The sequence below is a fragment of the Helicobacter pylori SA213A genome (assembly GCF_000476275.1).
Classification (GTDB): Bacteria; Campylobacterota; Campylobacteria; order Campylobacterales; family Helicobacteraceae; genus Helicobacter; species Helicobacter pylori_CL.
Genome location: NZ_CBOM010000003.1, coordinates 59,974 through 76,597 on the forward strand (window position 1 = coordinate 59,974; position 16,624 = coordinate 76,597).

Annotated in this window: 16 protein-coding genes and 1 pseudogene; 6 read left to right on the forward strand and 11 right to left on the reverse strand. The window is 37.8% G+C overall.

Annotated features, from left to right (window positions below; all coding sequences use genetic code 11):
• Positions 1-65 precede the first annotated feature (65 nt).
• The 3 genes from QT74_RS02030 (at position 66) to QT74_RS02040 (ending at position 3,165) form a co-directional block, all read left to right on the forward strand.
• Positions 66-1,304 (forward strand): beta-ketoacyl-ACP synthase II, encoded by a 1,239-nt coding sequence (locus tag QT74_RS02030; protein WP_033704199.1) that lies wholly within the window; start codon positions 66-68, stop codon positions 1,302-1,304.
• 22 nt (positions 1,305-1,326) lie between these two features.
• Entirely contained in the window at positions 1,327-2,265 is a 939-nt protein-coding gene (gene accA, locus QT74_RS02035; RefSeq protein ID WP_001029408.1) for an acetyl-CoA carboxylase carboxyl transferase subunit alpha, read from the forward strand.
• Positions 2,266-2,727: 462 nt separating this feature from the next.
• Positions 2,728-3,165 (forward strand): hypothetical protein, encoded by a 438-nt coding sequence (locus QT74_RS02040; RefSeq protein WP_033764265.1) that lies wholly within the window; start codon positions 2,728-2,730, stop codon positions 3,163-3,165.
• A gap of 64 nt (positions 3,166-3,229) precedes the next feature.
• On the opposite strand, the gene QT74_RS02045 is transcribed toward QT74_RS02040, so the two are convergent.
• From QT74_RS02045 to rpmE, 5 genes and pseudogenes are all read right to left on the reverse strand, one after another.
• On the reverse strand, positions 3,230-4,054 hold the full coding sequence (locus QT74_RS02045) for a hypothetical protein (protein ID WP_020972187.1): 825 nt from the start codon (positions 4,052-4,054) through the stop codon (positions 3,230-3,232).
• Positions 4,051-5,015: pseudogene (locus tag QT74_RS02050) on the reverse strand (sialidase). Before QT74_RS02050 ends, QT74_RS02045 begins: the two are co-directional and overlap by 4 nt.
• Positions 5,016-5,027: 12 nt before the next feature.
• The gene (gene rlmB, locus QT74_RS02055; RefSeq protein WP_033764267.1) at positions 5,028-5,711 is read right to left on the reverse strand and encodes a 23S rRNA (guanosine(2251)-2'-O)-methyltransferase RlmB; all 684 of its coding nucleotides are present in this window, start codon (positions 5,709-5,711) and stop codon (positions 5,028-5,030) included.
• Positions 5,712-5,723: 12 nt separating this feature from the next.
• Positions 5,724-6,587 carry a 16S rRNA (cytidine(1402)-2'-O)-methyltransferase gene (gene rsmI, locus QT74_RS02060; protein ID WP_033764269.1) on the reverse strand — a complete coding sequence of 288 codons (864 nt, stop codon included), beginning with the start codon at positions 6,585-6,587 and terminating at the stop codon, positions 5,724-5,726.
• 24 nt (positions 6,588-6,611) lie between these two features.
• A complete protein-coding gene (gene rpmE, locus QT74_RS02065; protein WP_000715278.1) occupies positions 6,612-6,815 on the reverse strand; it encodes a 50S ribosomal protein L31 in 204 nt (67 codons plus the stop codon).
• 264 nt (positions 6,816-7,079) lie between these two features.
• On the opposite strand from rpmE, the gene rho reads away from it, so the two are divergent.
• Genes rho through QT74_RS02080 form a run of 3 tightly spaced genes read left to right on the forward strand, consistent with a single transcriptional unit; the run spans position 7,080 to position 10,061 of the window.
• Complete coding sequence (rho, locus tag QT74_RS02070) at positions 7,080-8,396, forward strand: transcription termination factor Rho (RefSeq protein ID WP_033601999.1); 1,317 nt, start codon at positions 7,080-7,082, stop codon at positions 8,394-8,396.
• A 31-nt stretch (positions 8,397-8,427) separates the two neighbouring features.
• Positions 8,428-9,195, forward strand: a complete 768-nt coding sequence (gene murI, locus QT74_RS02075; protein ID WP_033764271.1) for a glutamate racemase — start codon at positions 8,428-8,430, stop codon at positions 9,193-9,195.
• A gap of 11 nt (positions 9,196-9,206) precedes the next feature.
• Complete coding sequence (locus tag QT74_RS02080; RefSeq protein WP_033764274.1) at positions 9,207-10,061, forward strand: SEL1-like repeat protein; 855 nt, start codon at positions 9,207-9,209, stop codon at positions 10,059-10,061.
• A gap of 89 nt (positions 10,062-10,150) precedes the next feature.
• On the opposite strand, the gene csd6 is transcribed toward QT74_RS02080, so the two are convergent.
• The 6 genes from csd6 to QT74_RS02110 form a co-directional block, all read right to left on the reverse strand.
• The gene (gene csd6 / locus QT74_RS02085; protein WP_033764276.1) at positions 10,151-11,143 is read right to left on the reverse strand and encodes a cell shape-determining L,D-carboxypeptidase Csd6; all 993 of its coding nucleotides are present in this window, start codon (positions 11,141-11,143) and stop codon (positions 10,151-10,153) included.
• Positions 11,140-12,045 carry a GTPase Era gene (gene era, locus QT74_RS02090; protein WP_033764278.1) on the reverse strand — a complete coding sequence of 302 codons (906 nt, stop codon included), beginning with the start codon at positions 12,043-12,045 and terminating at the stop codon, positions 11,140-11,142. Before era ends, csd6 begins: the two co-directional genes overlap by 4 nt.
• Positions 12,045-13,376: an HslU--HslV peptidase ATPase subunit gene (hslU, locus tag QT74_RS02095; protein WP_033764279.1), complete on the reverse strand. Its 1,332-nt coding sequence runs from the start codon at positions 13,374-13,376 to the stop codon at positions 12,045-12,047. Before hslU ends, era begins: the two co-directional genes overlap by 1 nt.
• Positions 13,376-13,918, reverse strand: a complete 543-nt coding sequence (gene hslV, locus QT74_RS02100) for an ATP-dependent protease subunit HslV (protein ID WP_021436263.1) — start codon at positions 13,916-13,918, stop codon at positions 13,376-13,378. Before hslV ends, hslU begins: the two co-directional genes overlap by 1 nt.
• Positions 13,919-13,921: 3 nt before the next feature.
• The gene (rplI, locus tag QT74_RS02105) at positions 13,922-14,371 is read right to left on the reverse strand and encodes a 50S ribosomal protein L9 (RefSeq protein ID WP_033764282.1); all 450 of its coding nucleotides are present in this window, start codon (positions 14,369-14,371) and stop codon (positions 13,922-13,924) included.
• 76 nt (positions 14,372-14,447) lie between these two features.
• Positions 14,448-16,490 (reverse strand): DUF262 and DUF1524 domain-containing protein, encoded by a 2,043-nt coding sequence (locus QT74_RS02110; protein WP_033764285.1) that lies wholly within the window; start codon positions 16,488-16,490, stop codon positions 14,448-14,450.
• Positions 16,491-16,624 lie beyond the last annotated feature (134 nt).

The window sequence follows — 16,624 nt, forward strand, 5'->3', positions numbered from 1 at the left end:
TCAAAATTTAGCTTTAGCTAAAATCTAGTTTTATTGAATGAAAGTTTTGAAATGAGGAGCTATTGGTGCGTCGGATTGTAGTAACTGGAATGGGAATGATCAATTCGCTAGGTTTAAATAAAGAAGATTCTTTTTTAGCGATCGCTAAGGGAGAATGCGGTATCAAAAACATAGAAAGTTTTGATGCGAGCGCGTTTCCTGTGCGTATTGCTGGAGAAATCACTGACTTTGACCCTACAGAGGTGATGAATCCCAAAGATGTTAAAAAGGCGGGTCGTTTCATTCAATTAGCCTTGAAAGCCACAAGAGAGGCGATGAAAGATAGTGGGATTTTAGACGCTCACAATAGATGCCCTGAAGAATTGGCAAACCGCATGGGCGTAAGCTCTGGCTCTGGGATTGGCGGATTAGGCAATATTGAAGCGAATTCCATTTTTTGTTTTGAAAAAGGCCCTAGAAAAGTCAATCCCTTTTTTATCACTTCTGCGTTAGTGAATATGATTGGTGGTTTCACTTCCATTGAGTTTGGCATTAAAGGGCCTAATCTCTCTAGCGTAACGGCTTGTGCAGCAGGCACTCATGCCATTATTGAAGCGGTTAAAACCATTTTGCTTAATGGGGCTGATAAAATGCTAGTCGTGGGAGCGGAATCCACCATTTGTCCTGTAGGGATTGGGGGGTTTGCGAGCATTAAAGCCCTTTCTACAAGGAATGATGAGCCCAAAAAAGCTTCAAGACCTTTTGATAAGGATCGCAATGGTTTTGTGATGGGCGAAGGCGCTGGGGCTTTGGTGCTTGAAGAATACGAGAGCGCGAAAAAAAGAGGAGCAAAAATTTATGCAGAATTTGCCGGGTATGGCGAGAGCGGCGATGCTAACCATATCACAGCCCCAGCCCCTGAGGGCGAAGGGGCTTTTAGAGCCATGAAAATGGCTTTGGAAATGGCGAAAGTGGAAGTGGGCTATGTGAACGCTCATGGGACTAGCACGCATTATAACGATTGGTATGAAAGCATCGCTCTAAAAAATGTGTTTGGCTCTAAAGAAAAAGTCCCTCCTGTTAGCTCCACTAAAGGGCAGATTGGGCATTGCTTGGGCGCTGCAGGTGCGTTAGAAGCCGTTATTTCTATCATGGCCATGAATCAAGGGATCTTACCTCCTACCATCAATCAAGAAACGCCTGACCCAGAATGCGATCTGGATTATATCCCTAATACGGCCAGAGAAAAACAAGTGGATGCGGTGATGAGTAACTCATTTGGTTTTGGTGGCACTAATGGTGTTGTGATTTTCAAAAAAGCCTAGTTTTACAAAGTTAGGATTTTGAATGGCCATTTATTTAGATTTTGAAAATCATATTAAAGAGATTCAAAATGAAATTGAATTAGCCCTTATTAGAGGCGATGAGGACGCTAAAGAAATCTTAGAAAAAAGATTGGAAAAGGAAGTTAAAAGCATTTACTCCAATCTCACTGATTTTCAAAAACTCCAGTTAGCAAGACACCCTGACAGACCCTACGCTATGGATTACATTGATCTCATCTTAAAAGATAAGTATGAAGTCTTTGGGGATAGGCACTATAACGATGATAAAGCGATCGTGTGTTTTATAGGGAAAATTGATAATGTTCCGGTTGTGGTGATCGGAGAAGAAAAAGGCAGAGGGACTAAAAACAAGCTCTTAAGAAATTTCGGCATGCCTAACCCTTGTGGCTATCGTAAGGCTTTAAAAATGGCGAAATTTGCTGAAAAATTTAATTTGCCTATTTTGATGCTTGTAGATACAGCTGGGGCGTATCCGGGGATTGGCGCAGAAGAAAGAGGCCAGAGTGAAGCGATCGCTAAAAACCTCCAAGAGTTCGCTTCCTTAAAAGTCCCTACTATTTCTGTAATTATCGGTGAAGGGGGTAGTGGTGGCGCGTTAGCGATTGCGGTAGCTGACAAGTTGGCTATGATGGAATATTCCATTTTTAGCGTTATATCCCCAGAAGGTTGTGCGGCGATTCTTTGGGATGACCCTAGCAAGACTGAAGTGGCTATTAAAGCGATGAAAATCACGCCTAGAGACTTAAAGGAGGCGGGGCTTATTGATGATATTATCTTAGAGCCTAGCAAAGGGGCTCATAGAGACAAATTTTCAGCCGCTAACACGATCAAAGAGTATTTTTTAGACGCTCTAAGGACTATCCAACAAGACCCTCATTTCCTTGACAACCGCTATCAAAAATTGATGTCGCTTGGTTCGTTTGTGGAGGGCATGAATTAGATCTATAAAAAACTTTGCCTTAATAAAATATTGATAACTGGTTCTTTAACTTTTAAGATTGTGTTTTTAAACTTTATTTTAAGCCCATTTTCTTAAAGAAATAAGGGGTGTTTTGAAATAATTCCCCAACTAAAATCCCCTAAAGACCGCCTTTAAAAATACCGCTTGATAAAATCAAACTCTCTACTATCCAATCTTAAAAATGCAATATTTTTTTATAACCAACGCTCAATAAAAACAAAGCCAAATTTTTCACCACTTGCTATCATTTTAGAAAAAAGCGAATATTTTACATAGTTTGTAAAATAATATAAAAAACATCATTGTGTTACCAATCTGCTATCTCTCCTTTTGTTTGAATATAAAAAGACAATCATCATGCTCAGCGTATTGAATGAAAGCATTCTTATTTTACAATACAGAAGTTAGGTCTAATGGTATTTTAAAAAAGAAAGAAATCCCATGGTTACATATGAAAAAATCAAAAGCCGCTTTTCTAGGAATTGGTCTTTAAGGGATAGGGGCAGGCATTTTGCATCTTCAAGCGTGTATTTTTTCTCACTTCTTGTCATTACAGCGGCTAATAGAAGTAGCGCAGTTGCTTGGTTATTGATGCCTGAACATTTGATTTGGTGGTTTTTGATTTCTTTTAGTGGGGAATTTGTAGCAGACATGGCATTTGGCAAAAAAAGTAAAATCTTTAAAACGCGCTTTGGGATTTCTATTGTGAGCGGCATTTCACTATTATTTGGCGCTTTACCAGTGCATTTGTTTTTTGTAAGGTTTGGTTTTATCAATTGGTGGGCTGTCCTTTTTATAGAAGCAGGAGCTGGGCTATTAATAGGCTGTGTGATGCAAAAGATTTTTTTTGGTAAATATTGGGTGGATCGCTATTATTAAGGCTCTCTTTTTTCAAATTTAAAAACGGATTTTCTCATTTATTAAAATTGGATAAGACTTACCCCTACTCATGCATCGCATCAAAAACCACGCTGATCCCATTTTTTAAAATGATAGGGTTTTTTGCGTCAGTGATTTGGATAAAACGCACGCCATTGAGCAAATTAAGAGCGATTTCTTGTTGTTTGTTTTCTTTGGCAATGATTTGAATGATCTTTAAATTTTCATCATAAAAAATGATTTTTGGCTGCCATAAAGGGTTATTAGAGCTTATTTTTAGATACGCGTTTTGATTCACGCTAAGCCAGTATTTCCCACTCGCTTCCTTAAACTCTACAGGATCGCTATTTACAACTAAATCTCTCGCATTGGGGAGCTTAATCTTTTGTAAAATAAAGTCGTATTCCCACTCTTTCAAAGACACCCGTCTAATATCTATAAAATCAAAACCATGCCTTTTCATCGTCTCTATCAAAATGTTAGGGTCTAAAACATATTCCGTTTTAAGCTCGTAAGAAAAAATATTCTCGCCCGAAGAGCTTTGCATTTTAATGGGCAGAACATACGAATACCCCATCATGCTCAAAGAATTATTGATGCTTTTAGCAAACGCTAAAGGGTTGCTTGAAGCCTTGAAAGTGATTTTTAACATGCTTGGCTTGTCAAAATTAAACGACAAAAGCCCGTTTTCTTTTAAAGTGTTGAGCAATTTTAAGGAATCCAAACGCCCCATTTGATAAAAATCCTTACGATTTTTAAACAAACGCTCTAAAAAAAGCTTGTTCATGTGATAAGATCGCTCCCCCATTAAATTCTCAATCTTATTGTTTAAAGCATCAGCGTTTAAAAGCATTCCCCCAACAATAAAGGCTAAAAAAAGATTTTTCATTGCTGGAGTTCTTTGTATTGAGACTCATTGATGGGGGTCAAACCTTTAACTGGCTCGTATAAAAATCGTTTGGTTTTGCCGTCGTTATAATCTTGTTCTTGATGGTTGTTTTTAAGGCTAAGATGCCCATGCCCAAAACGCAACAACAAGCGGTGGTTTTTGGTTTCTAAAGAATAATTTTTTTAAAAACCTTTTGAAAGGAATTTTTTTTCTCATCCAAATCAATCACTTCCACCCAAATATCTTTTTTAGGGATGATATAAATGGTATTAGGATCTTCTTTGATCGCTTCTTTTTCTTGCTTGTCTTGTTCTTTTGGTTTTTCTTCTGGTTTAGGCGTTGGCTCTGGCTTGTTTTCTTCTGTAGGATTAACTTTATTGAAAGAATTCTTTTTAGTGCCGGATTTAATAGCGCTTTCTTGCCCTCTTTCTTCTTTCAAAGAAGAGCTGTTTTGAATGATAACGACCGCCAAAATAATGACAACCACTCCTAAAACCAAAACAAAGGGTTTCCATTTGGAAGATTTTTTGGATAATGAAGTATTGGCCTGATTGATGCTATAATCTATCTCAACTTTCAAAGGGTTTTTTGTTTTTTCTTCGGGGTCTGTTTCTTGATTTTGCTCTTCGCTCACACCCTCTTTAAAAGCACACGCCTTATCAAATTCTTTCATCCATGCGCTCAAATCAATTTTATACTCGCGCTCTAAAATCTGTATAAAACCCCTAGCATGCACCCTTGATAAAGACTCATAGCGTTTTTCCAAGATAGAATGGATATTTTTAGAAGCGATTTTAGTCGCTTTGCAAATTTCTGCCACTCCAACTTCTTTTAAAATCTGCAAATTTTTATCTAAATTTTTAAGCGATAATTCTTCTAAAGCCGCACCAGAAATATCTTTAGAAATGTTTTGAACATCAGAAAGATCTAAATTTTCTAAACTTTTTTTATTCTGTTCCATTCAATTGACCACCTAGTTGATTTTATCCATTAAGATCCCTGCTGCCACGCTCACATTGAGCGAATCAAAATCTCTTCGCATTTTTACGCTCAATATAACATCCATTTTAGCAAGGATTTTTTTAGACAACCCCTCATGCTCGCTCCCCAAAAAAAGAGCGCATTTTTTTAAGGATAGATTTTCTACTTGGCTAGAGCCTTGCATGCTCGTGCCCAAACATAAAAACCCGCTCGTTTTCAATTCATTGATTAAATCCAGCGTGTTAGGCATAACGCTAAAAGGCAAATCATACATAAGCCCCAAGCTGGATCGCACAATCCCCTCATAAGCCAATTCTTTAGCAAAATCTAAAATAACGCCATCCATTCCTAAGCAATACGCGCTCCTAAAAATACCCCCAATATTCCCCACATCTGTAATCCCGCAAAGCACCAAAAGTTTTTGAGCTTTTTTAACCTCTTTTAAAGAAACCGCTAAGGGCAGTTCCACCTTAGCTAAAACCCCTTGATGGTTCCCCCCCTTAGCCAAGCTTTGCGCTTTTTTATTATCCACTTTGATGGTATTAGGGCATGCTTTTTTGAGCGCGAAAAAAAGCTTTTTGTCTATTTCTTTAGAAAGATAGATTTCTTGCAATTTTTCTTGATGAGAGTTTAGAAGGTGCGTAATCACCTGCTTGCCATAAATTACTGCTTGCATGCTAAACCCCTTTTATTGATCTTTTTCTTCTAACAAACGCTGGAAATAAAGCTCTTTAGCGTTTTTTTGTGTCATAGCGGCTTCAATTTTAGCCTTAATTTTAGGAGGCAAATCCAACTCCAATAACGCCGATAGCCCCATGCAAGGCTCTATTTTCTTTTCATTCAAAAGCACTAAAACCCACTCCCCTTGGATATTGCTTTTTTGCAACCGCTCTATGATTTGAGAAACCTCTCCTAAATAATACTGCTGGTGGAGTTTGGTAAGCTCTTTAGCCGCAAACAAATGCATGCCTTGAGCCAAATCGTTTAAATCCTTTAAAGTCTCTAACAATCGGTGCGGGCTTTCATAAAAAACCACCGGGGTTTTTTCTTCTAAATACGCTAAAGCGTTTAAAATTTTAGCGATTTTTAAGCGCCTTTCCTTACTCTTATGAGGTAAAAAGCCGGCGTAAAAAAACCGCCCTTCTAAAAACCCGCTCGCACAAAACGCCGTAGTGAGCGCGTTAGCCCCAGGCAAAACATCGTATTGGATATTGTGTTTTAAAGCGTAAGCGGCTAAACTCATGCCTGGATCGCTCAAACTTGGCATGCCTGCATCGCTCATCACAGCGATTTCTTTGTCAAAAAAAGAAGGCTCTATTTGGTTTAAAAATTCCTGATCATTGTGCGAATGGAATGCGATAAACTCCCTTTTTTTAGTAGCGATATTGGGGAAAGAATGGCTGATAATAGGGTTTTGTGCAAGCAAGTGCAACAACCTCTTACTCACCCTTGTATCCTCGCATAAAAAAACCTCGCAACGCTCTAAAACTTCTAAAGCGCGTAGCGTGATGTCAGCGAGATTACCTATAGGAGTGGGCAAAAAATACAGCACAAAAAGCCACGCTTTTTAAAAGAGTTACTTCAAGTTATAGCGTTGCTTGAATTTCTCTACTCTCCCTGCAGTGTCAGCGATTTTATCGCTACCGGTATAGAAAGGGTGGCAAAAGCTAGAAATATCAATACGCATTTCAGGTTTGGTGCTTAAAACTTCAATTTCCTTTCCGCTAGTTACACAAGTAACTTTGCATGGGATATATTCGGGGTGAATGCCTTTTTTCATCAAGTATCCTTTATTTTTAAATTTAAACTTAAAATTATAGCGCAAGTAACAATAAATTAAAACCACTCTAAAGTTAAAATAAAATTTGACTTTGTTAAAAAAATTATGATAGCATAGCGAAGCATTACGAAATTCAACACTTGTGGCATGGGCCACTTATTAGCATCTTTTGGTTACACTAATTTTTTAAGAATGCTTTAGCTTTTTGTATTTTTATCTTAATTGCAACAAACTAAAAATCTCTTTTTGTTAAAAGGAAATTTAATGAACGAAAACGCGCCTACGCACAAAAGTTCGCACAAAGTCAAAACACACACGCCAGTGAGCGGTTATCACATTGAAGATTTACGCACCTACCCTACTGAAAAGCTTTTAGAAATCGCTAACAAGCTCAAAGTGGAAAACCCCCAAGAGTTCAAACGACAAGACTTGATGTTTGAAATTTTAAAAACCCAAGTTACGCAAGGCGGATACATTCTTTTTACCGGGATTTTAGAAATCATGCCTGATGGCTATGGCTTTTTAAGAGGGTTTGATGGGAGTTTTTCAGACGGGCATAACGACACATATGTTAGCCCTTCTCAAATCAGGCGCTTTGCTTTAAGGAATGGCGATATTGTTACCGGTCAAGTGCGATCCCCCAAAGACCAGGAAAAATACTACGCCCTTTTAAAAATAGAAGCCATCAATTATTTGCCTTCAGATGAGATTAAAAACCGCCCTTTGTTTGACAATCTAACCCCCCTATTCCCTGATGAACAAATCAAATTAGAATACGAACCCACTAAAGTTACCGGCAGAATGCTGGATTTATTCAGCCCTGTGGGGAAAGGTCAAAGGGCTTTGATCGTTGCGCCACCAAGAACCGGGAAAACAGAGCTGATGAAAGAACTCGCCCAAGGCATCACTTCTAACCACCCTGAAGTGGAGCTGATTATCCTTTTAGTGGATGAGCGCCCTGAAGAAGTTACGGATATGCAACGAAGCGTTAAAGGTCAAGTTTTTAGCTCCACTTTTGATTTGCCCGCAAACAACCACATAAGAATCGCCGAATTGGTTTTAGAAAGAGCTAAAAGACGAGTGGAAATGGGCAAAGATGTGGTGGTTTTACTAGATTCTATCACTCGTTTAGCGAGAGCCTATAACGCTGTAACGCCCTCAAGCGGTAAGGTCTTAAGTGGGGGCGTGGATGCAAACGCCTTGCACAGGCCTAAGCGCTTTTTTGGAGCTGCAAGGAATATTGAAGAAGGCGGGAGCTTGACGATTATCGCTACGGCGTTGATTGAAACGGGTTCAAGAATGGATGAGGTGATTTTTGAAGAATTTAAAGGCACTGGGAATAGCGAAATCGTTTTAGCGAGAAATATTGCAGACAGGCGCATTTACCCGGCCTTTGATATTTTAAAATCCGGCACACGAAAGGATAATATCTTACTTGGTAAAGATCGCTTGACTAAAGTGTGGGTTTTAAGGAATGTGATGCAACAAATGGATGATGTGGAAGCTTTAAGCTTTGTGTATTCTAAAATGCAACAAACTAAAGACAACGAAGAATTTTTAAATTTAATGAACGAAAAATAAAATCTCTCATTAAATCCCATAAAATAGTGTCATGAAAATAGGCGTTTTTGATAGCGGTGTGGGAGGGTTTAGCGTTTTAAAAAGCCTTTTAAAAGTGCAATTGTTTGATGAAATCATTTATTATGGCGATAGCGCTAGAGTGCCTTATGGCACCAAAGATCCCGCCACGATCAAGCAATTTGGTTTAGAAGCTTTGGATTTTTTCAAACCGCACCAGATTAAATTGTTGATTGTGGCATGCAACACCGCAAGCGCTCTAGCTTTAGAAGAGATGCAAAAGCATTCCAAAATCCCTATTGTGGGCGTGATTGAGCCAAGCATTTTAGCGATTAAACAACAAGTAAAAGATAAAAACGCCTCTATTTTAGTGCTAGGGACAAAAGCGACGATTCAATCCAACGCTTACGATAACGCCCTGAAACAACAAGGCTATTTGAATGTTTCGCATTTAGCCACTTCTCTTTTTGTGCCTTTGATTGAAGAAAGTATTTTAGAGGGCGAATTGTTAGAAACTTGCATGCGTTATTATTTCACTCCCTTAAAGATTTTACCCGAAGTGATCATTTTAGGTTGCACGCATTTTCCCTTGATCGCTCAAAAAATTGAGGGCTATTTTATGGAGCATTTTGCCCTTTTAACGCCCCCCCTACTCATCCATTCTGGCGATGCTATTGTAGAATATTTGCAACAAAAATACGCCCTTAAGAAAAATGCACACGCATTCCCTAAAGTGGAATTTCATGCGAGCGGCGATGTGATCTGGCTAGAAAAACAAGCTAAAGAATGGCTCAAATTGTAAAAGGACTTGACATGTTTAAAGATTTTTATCGCACCACCCTCTCTTTTTTAAAGCCTTTATTGCTTTTACTAATTTTATTGTTGCCGTTTTCACTTTGTATAGCTGATGAATATATTAGCATAAGTGATGATTGGGATGAAAGGGCGCGAAATCAGTGGGATGAAATTGCACGAAATCATAAGACATATTATTTTGAAAATGGTTTAGACCATTTTAATCAAGGCCAATACAAACAAGCCTTTAAAGATTTTAAATTGGCGCAAGAATACAGCATTGGGCTTGGCAGTGTTTATTTAGCCAAAATGTATTTGGAGGGAAAGGGCGTGAAAGTGGATTACAAAAAAGCGCAATTCTATGCACAAAACGCTATCAAAGGGTATGGGAGCGGGTTGTTAGGGGGTGCTCTTATTTTAGGACGCATGCAAGCAGAAGGCTTAGGGATGAAAAAGGATTTGAAACAAGCGCTCAAGACTTACAGGCATGTGGTTCGCATGTTTTCTAATAAAAGCACAAATTATTTTGCTAACAATTTTAGATTACCAAACCTTGCGTTCACTAGTATGCTTATTGGATCGCGATTCATTGATCTTTCAGGTTTGAGCGCGAATCCTATAAAATTTGGAAAGAAGTTTGGAATACTTGTTAAGAAATCCACTCAAATCAAAGATAAGACACTTCTTTGGGAAGACATTGCTGAAATTTCAAGCAATATTATTTTACTCAAACAACAAATGGGGGAGATCCTTTATAGAATTGGAATCGCTTATAAAGAAGGGCTTGGCACCAGAAAACAAAAAAGTAGGGCTAAAAAATTCTTGCAAAAATCCGCAGAATTTGGCTATGAAAAAGCCATGGAAGCTCTGTAGTTTTTTTAATCAAACTTTGTATCAGGCTTGACTGAATGGGTTAAAAAATCCGTTTAGACTGCCCCAATTAAAGCAAAGCCCTATTTTTCTTATTTTTCCATTATGATAGACGCTTGATTGTTTTCAATCTCTATATAGAGTTCTTTTTGAGAATTGGAGCTATAAGAGAGCTTGTTTTGCTGGTAGGCTTTGTAATCTTGGTCAAACACCACATAAAACAAGCGTTTGTTCTGAGAGTTGGGGTAAGGGATCACATTGATAGAGGAAAAGGCGATGTGTTTTTTTTCGTTTTTCGCAAATACTCTTTTTTTATACTCTTTAAAAGCGTTGAATTTCATGCCGTCATAGCGAGTGAAATTGGGGTCATAAAAACGCATGTAGCGTTCAAAATCGCCCCTAGCCCAGGCTTCTTTCCATTGAAAAAGGGAGCTTAAAATCATGCTCAATTCTTCTTTGGTGCTAGGAGAAAACTTGTCTTCATAGGTGATGAGGAACGCTTTTTCGCCTTTTAATACTTTATCATAAGAGCTTAAAAGCGGGTTTTCAATCGCAATACAGCCCTTGGTGTTCAATTCATTCCGATCGCCATTTAAAGGCATTCCATGCACCCAAATGCCATGCCCGGTGCGTTTTTTCAAGGTGTCATACAAATTAGGGTAATTCGTTACAAAAGCCAAAACGCCATAATATTGATCCAAGCGCTCTAATTTCTGCGTGATACGATACACCCCAATAGGCGTGGCCAAATCGCCCTCTAAAGTTTTATCGCCCTTTTTAGAGCCTACAAGGGCTTTAGAGCTGTTGATTTTTTTAAGCATGTTGTTGTCTATTTCATAAAACTCTAAACTAGGCTTGGATTTATCCGCCACAAATAAAAACTGCTTGTTTTGATAATAGCCAAAATCCGTATCTTTATTTTGAAGCTCTTCTAGCCAAAAAGATTTATCCGCTAAATAAGAATCCAGCTTTTGACCCACCACTTCCAAGCCTTGTTTTTGATAAAGGCGCATGATTTCTAACAAACGATCACTAGCATTCAATCCCACAACCCCCATTAATAGAGCCGGTAATATTTTTTTCAATCCATACCCCTTTTATGGATATAGCCCAGTTTTTGCAAGCTTTTTTCTTCCTTGCTCCATGATTTTTGAGCGATCACTTGCAAGTTTAAAAAAACCTTTTTTTCGCCCACTTCTTGCATTTTTAATCGCGCGCTAGTCCCGATGCGTTTGATATTCACCCCGTTTTTGCCTATCACGATTTTTTTTTGGCTTTCTTTTTCTACGATAATATTCGCATACACCTTGTCTATGCGCTCTTCTTCTATAAATTTATCAATGATCACATCGCTTTCATAAGGGATTTCATCGCTCAAAAAACAAAACAAACTCTCCCTAATGATTTCCTTATAAATATCGCGCATTTTTTCATCGCTCATTAAATCCTTGTCAAAAAGCCATGCACTAGGGCTTAAATACTCGCTAATGCACTCTAAAAGCGCGTTTAAATTTTGAGATTTTTTCGCGCTCAAAGGCACCAGAGATAAGAATTGCGGTGCGTATTGTTGATACTCTTGCAATTTTTGTAAAACTTGCTTGTGCGTGGCTGTATCAATCTTGCTTAAAGCCACAATGTGGGGTTTTTGACACAAACTCAAAAACTCTTCATACCCTTTTAAATCATCATGCACAGAAGCTAAAAACACGCACAATTCAGCATCGCCCATCGCTTTTAAAGCCTGTGAGAGCATGCATTGGTTGAGTAATTTTTCTTGATGGTGGAGTCCTGGCGTGTCTAAAAAAATGATTTGGCTCTCATAACCTTCTTTATCTTTAAAAGGCACAATGCATTTCATTAATTTTCTGGTCGCATTAGCCTTATGCGAAACAAGGGCTAAATGAGCGTTTAATAAAGTGTTTAAAAGAGTGCTTTTTCCAGCGTTTGGTTTGCCTATAAGAGCTACAAAGCCCGCCTTAGTTTTCATTATAAAATATACTTCACCAAATTTTCATCAGCCACTAAATCCCCTAGCTTTGATTGGACTAATTCTTTAGTGATAGTAACCTTTTGCCCCGAATAATCCTCCGCTTCAAAACTAATGTCTTCTAGCACTTTTTCAATGGTGGTGTGCAACCTTCTAGCGCCTATATCTTCGCTTTTTTGATTGGCGTTATAAGAAAGTTTGGCTAACTCTTTAATCGCATCGTCTTCAAACGCAATTTCTACGCCTTCCACTTTTAAAAGGGCTTGGTATTGCTTGATGATAGAGGTTTTAGTTTGGGTCAAAATCATATACATGATTTCTTCGGTTAAATTCTCTAACTCCACCCTTAAAGGGAAACGCCCTTGCAATTCAGGGATCAAATCGCTTGGTTTAGAAAGATGAAACGCCCCTGCCGCAATGAATAAAATATGCTCTGTTTTAATAGAACCATACTTCGTATTGACCACGCTCCCTTCTACAATCGGTAATAAATCCCTTTGAACTCCCTCTTTACTGGGATCTTGACGGCCTCCTTCTTTAGAGCTGACAGCGATCTTATCAATTTCATCAATAAAAATCACTCCTGAACTTTCCGCGCGCTTCAAGCCTTCCATTTTAATGGCTTCACTATCTAAAAGCGTGTCGCTAATTTCTGCTTTTAGGGCTTCTTTAGCCTCTTTGACGCTTAAAGTTTTTTTGACTTTATCCTGTTCTTTATGAAAAACCTTAATCAAGTTTTCTTGAACCCTTAAAATTTCAGGCGGCACATTAGAGTCAATCTCTATGTTTTTTTTACGCACTTCAATTTCAATTTCTCTATTATCCAACTCGCCTTGCGCGATCCTTTGTTGCATTTTTAAAAGGCTGTTAGCGTATTCTTGTTTTTTTTCTTCGCTCACGCCGCTAGGCAAGGGGGGTAAAAGTTTTTTAGCGATCTTTTCTACAACCGCCTCTTCAATTTTGTCTTTTAACTTTTCTTTATGCTCATTTTCCACTAAAAGCACGCTGTTATTGACTAAATCCCTTACCATAGACTCCACATCGTGCCCCACAAAACCCACTTCCGTGTATTTGCTCGCTTCCACTTTCACAAAAGGGAGTTTCATGATTTTTGCCATTCTTCTTGCGATTTCTGTTTTACCCACACCGGTAGAGCCAATCATTAAAATATTTTTAGGCGTGATTTCTTCTTGTAAGGATTTTTCCAATTGCAAGCGTCTGTAACGATTCCTTAAAGCGATAGCGATAAACTTTTTAGCTTCCTTTTGTTCAATGATATACTCATCTAAATAGGCGACAATCTCTCTTGGGGTCATATTCAATTTAGACATTAAAGCTCCAAAATTTTAATATTCGTGTTGGTGTAAATGCAAAGATCCCCTGCGATTTTTAAGGATTCTTCTACGAGTTTTTTAGGCTCTAAATGAGCGAAGTTATCTAAAGCCCTAGCCGCACTCAAGGCGTAATTCCCCCCACTCCCAATAGCAGCGATCTTATTGTCTTCAGCCTCTAAAACATCGCCTGTGCCGCTCAAAATAAAAATGTGATCCAAATTTAAAACGATCATCATCGCTTCCAATCGGCGTAAATACTTGTCCTTGCGCCATTCTTTGCTAAAATCCACCACGCTCTTAAACAAATCCCCTTTTTTGCTTTCTAAAATGCGTTCAAACATATCAAACAAGCTAAAAGCGTCCGCCGTGCTCCCGGCAAACCCGCTTAAAACCTGGTTGTGATACAAACTTCTGATTTTAGTTGCATTGGCTTTGACCACGCAATTACCCAAAGTTACCTGCCCATCGCCTCCAATGAGCGCGAACTTCTTATTGTTAAATTCCCCTCTATAGCCTAGAATTGTCGTCGCTTCAAACATTTTTTACTCAGCCACTACATCAATTTTAAACACGCCCGCAATCCCCAATCCAAGTTTGACTTCAATCTCATAAATCCCTGTGCTTTTAATCGGGTGTTTGAGCTCGATGTCTTTTTTATCTAAATTTAAACTCGCATGCTCTTCTTTCAAACGCTCCGTGATCTCTTCTTTAGTGATCGCTCCAAATAAAGAGCCGTTCGCACCGACTTTTTTATGGATAGTCAGCGTGATGGTTTGTAAAGTTTCTACCATTTGCAATTTTTGCACCTTTTCTAGGGCTTCTTTTTCCGCTTTCTTTTTAACTTCGGCTTTGTATTTGTTGATCACTTCGTTGGTGGCGAGTTTGGCTTTTTGGTTAGCGATTAAAAAGTTATTCCCATAGCCATCTTTAACCTCACACACTTCACCCGCTTTGCCTAAATTTTTCACATCTTCTAGTAATAGAACTTTCATTAATATCCCCTTTAAGTTTTAAGTAATTTGTAATTATACCTTTTATTTTAATAAGTTAGGTTTTTATCGCCTAATTTTACCGCCCCCTTTGCTTTTCTAAAGCCTGTTTGACTAATCCCAAACAATAAGGGATATTCTCTTTTGTTTCTAGTTTGACTTCTATGTCCCCATTCCCCAAATGACCTTTATTAGTCATATCCCTTGCCAAATTTTTTTCGTCTTGCAGTTCATTGAATTCCATATTTAAATACAATTTTAAATCCTTGTTTTGCACAACAATATCCACAAAATTTTTGTCAAACATATAAGAGATATACTCTTGATTAAATTTTTCGGTTATCCTTTCATCAAGAGCTTTAATCTCTTTGCTTAAAATATCAAATAATTCCCTTGAATGAGAACCAAACTTATAAGAGCTTAAATCATAAACCTTTTTTTCTTTCTTGGGTTTATACTTCTCTAATGTTTCTGCATCTAGATTGGGGTAAGTCCAAATCTTTAAAGCCCAATCCGCTAAATCATTAGCTCTTTTTTCAATCTCTTTTTCGCCAAAAACTTCCAAATCCTTTAAACTTTGATTGAGTCTCAACGGGCTTTGTTTGAAGCCGTTTTCCATATCTCTTTTTTCTTGGAAAGAATTGTTTCTATACTCATAGTTATAACCGGTTAGAGTGAGATTGCCTATTGTGTGGAGGTATTTATCGTGTATTGCTTGAAAATTTTCACCCAAATCCCTTTTCCATTCTTCCTCGAGTGTTTGAGGCATGATGTGCTCAGTAGTGTATTCATGAGTATAGACTCGCTCGTTTCTTTCAAAATTTTCTAGCCTTTCAAAAAAGTATTTCCTTCTTTTAAAATTATAAAAATCTATCGTAATAAAAGAATCTTTAAATTCAAAATCGTTTGGAAATTTTTGCATCCCTGTTAGCGACCCAAAATGCTCCTCCACGCTTTTAAGGTATTGCTTTTTATCAATCTTTTTTGTAACAAAGGGAAAGACTTTATTGAGACTATTTGTGCCAAGCCCGCACACCGCCCTTCTGCAAATATAGCTCTCTGTTAAATAGATAATAGAGGTAAAATCAGCCTTGGATAAAACGCCATCCTTATAATCGCTATAAAGCTCTAGTAGTAGCGGATACACCACATCCATCTCTAAATCCACCAAAAAACTTAAAGCCTTGTTTAACTCTTTATTATCGTCTTCTTTTTTGAATACGATCCGGCAAAAATACCCGCAATATTTTTGTAAATCTTGGAGCAATACCTCTATTTCTATCCCCTCTTTTTGCTGATAATCCTTGAAAGCTTCATAAACTCTTTTCTCATTGGGAATCTTTCCTGTTTTAATCGTGAGATAATGCTTAACAAACCGATTAAACAATGTTTCATTTTGTTTAAAATTCTCCTCCATAGCCCTCCAATATTGATTATAAAAGTCTTCCTGTTTTTTAACCTCCGTTTCCATTACGATATAATTTCTGATCAAATCTGTTTGCGTGAGTTCGATACCTTTTGAGTTCATGCTCTCAAAAATAAGTTGAGGATCATCTTTTTCTTTCTTTAAAGCAATCCAAACTATCATGAGTTTTTCTAATCCTTTAAAAATCGTTTCTAGTTTGTCGGTGTTTTCATTGATCCATTTTTCAAATAATTTAAAATTTTCCATTATTTTTAACGAAGGCTCGCTCGGCTTTCTTTTGTTTTTATCAATCAAAAACAGCAAGGTGTCTTTATCAGACTCTGATAAGATGAGTCTGAATTTCTTATCGCCGTCCTTATCGCTGTTGATAAGATAGCTCTCTATTTCTTTACGCTTGACTTCATCGCTTGAGTGATTCCTTAAAGCGATAAATAAAAGCGTGATAGTGGTGAGCCTTTGTTGGCCGTCAACGATGAGTAATGGGCTAGAGTGCGTATTATCATCTCGCACATACAAAATAGAACCGATAAAATGCCCGTTCATCTTATCATTCCCACCAATTTTTATAATATCATCCCATAATTGTTCGCATTGTTCCTTTTTCCAACTATACAATCTCTGATAGATAGGAATGACAAATTGATTGTTTTGATTTTCTTTAAAAAATCCTAATAGTGTGGTTGCGTCTACTTCCATAATACACTCCTTAATTTAGCGGATTTTACCGCATGTATCTTAATCAAACTTGATACAGATTTTACTTTTTTACCCCATAAATGCTATAATCACCCCTATCAATCAAACTCAATTCATAACAATTAAAGGTGGTT

Excerpts from the sequence above, each read along its gene's own strand:
- accA (WP_001029408.1), top strand. The coding sequence starts at position 1,327 with ATGGCCATTTATTTAGATTTTGAAAATCATATTAAAGAGATTCAAAAT.
- QT74_RS02040 (WP_033764265.1), top strand. The coding sequence starts at position 2,728 with ATGGTTACATATGAAAAAATCAAAAGCCGCTTTTCTAGGAATTGGTCT.
- QT74_RS02045 (WP_020972187.1), bottom strand. The coding sequence starts at position 4,054 with ATGAAAAATCTTTTTTTAGCCTTTATTGTTGGGGGAATGCTTTTAAAC.
- rlmB (WP_033764267.1), bottom strand. The coding sequence starts at position 5,711 with ATGCAAGCAGTAATTTATGGCAAGCAGGTGATTACGCACCTTCTAAAC.
- rpmE (WP_000715278.1), bottom strand. The coding sequence starts at position 6,815 with ATGAAAAAAGGCATTCACCCCGAATATATCCCATGCAAAGTTACTTGT.
- rho (WP_033601999.1), top strand. The coding sequence starts at position 7,080 with ATGAACGAAAACGCGCCTACGCACAAAAGTTCGCACAAAGTCAAAACA.
- murI (WP_033764271.1), top strand. The coding sequence starts at position 8,428 with ATGAAAATAGGCGTTTTTGATAGCGGTGTGGGAGGGTTTAGCGTTTTA.
- QT74_RS02080 (WP_033764274.1), top strand. The coding sequence starts at position 9,207 with ATGTTTAAAGATTTTTATCGCACCACCCTCTCTTTTTTAAAGCCTTTA.
- era (WP_033764278.1), bottom strand. The coding sequence starts at position 12,045 with ATGAAAACTAAGGCGGGCTTTGTAGCTCTTATAGGCAAACCAAACGCT.
- hslU (WP_033764279.1), bottom strand. The coding sequence starts at position 13,376 with ATGTCTAAATTGAATATGACCCCAAGAGAGATTGTCGCCTATTTAGAT.
- hslV (WP_021436263.1), bottom strand. The coding sequence starts at position 13,918 with ATGTTTGAAGCGACGACAATTCTAGGCTATAGAGGGGAATTTAACAAT.
- rplI (WP_033764282.1), bottom strand. The coding sequence starts at position 14,371 with ATGAAAGTTCTATTACTAGAAGATGTGAAAAATTTAGGCAAAGCGGGT.
- QT74_RS02110 (WP_033764285.1), bottom strand. The coding sequence starts at position 16,490 with ATGGAAGTAGACGCAACCACACTATTAGGATTTTTTAAAGAAAATCAA.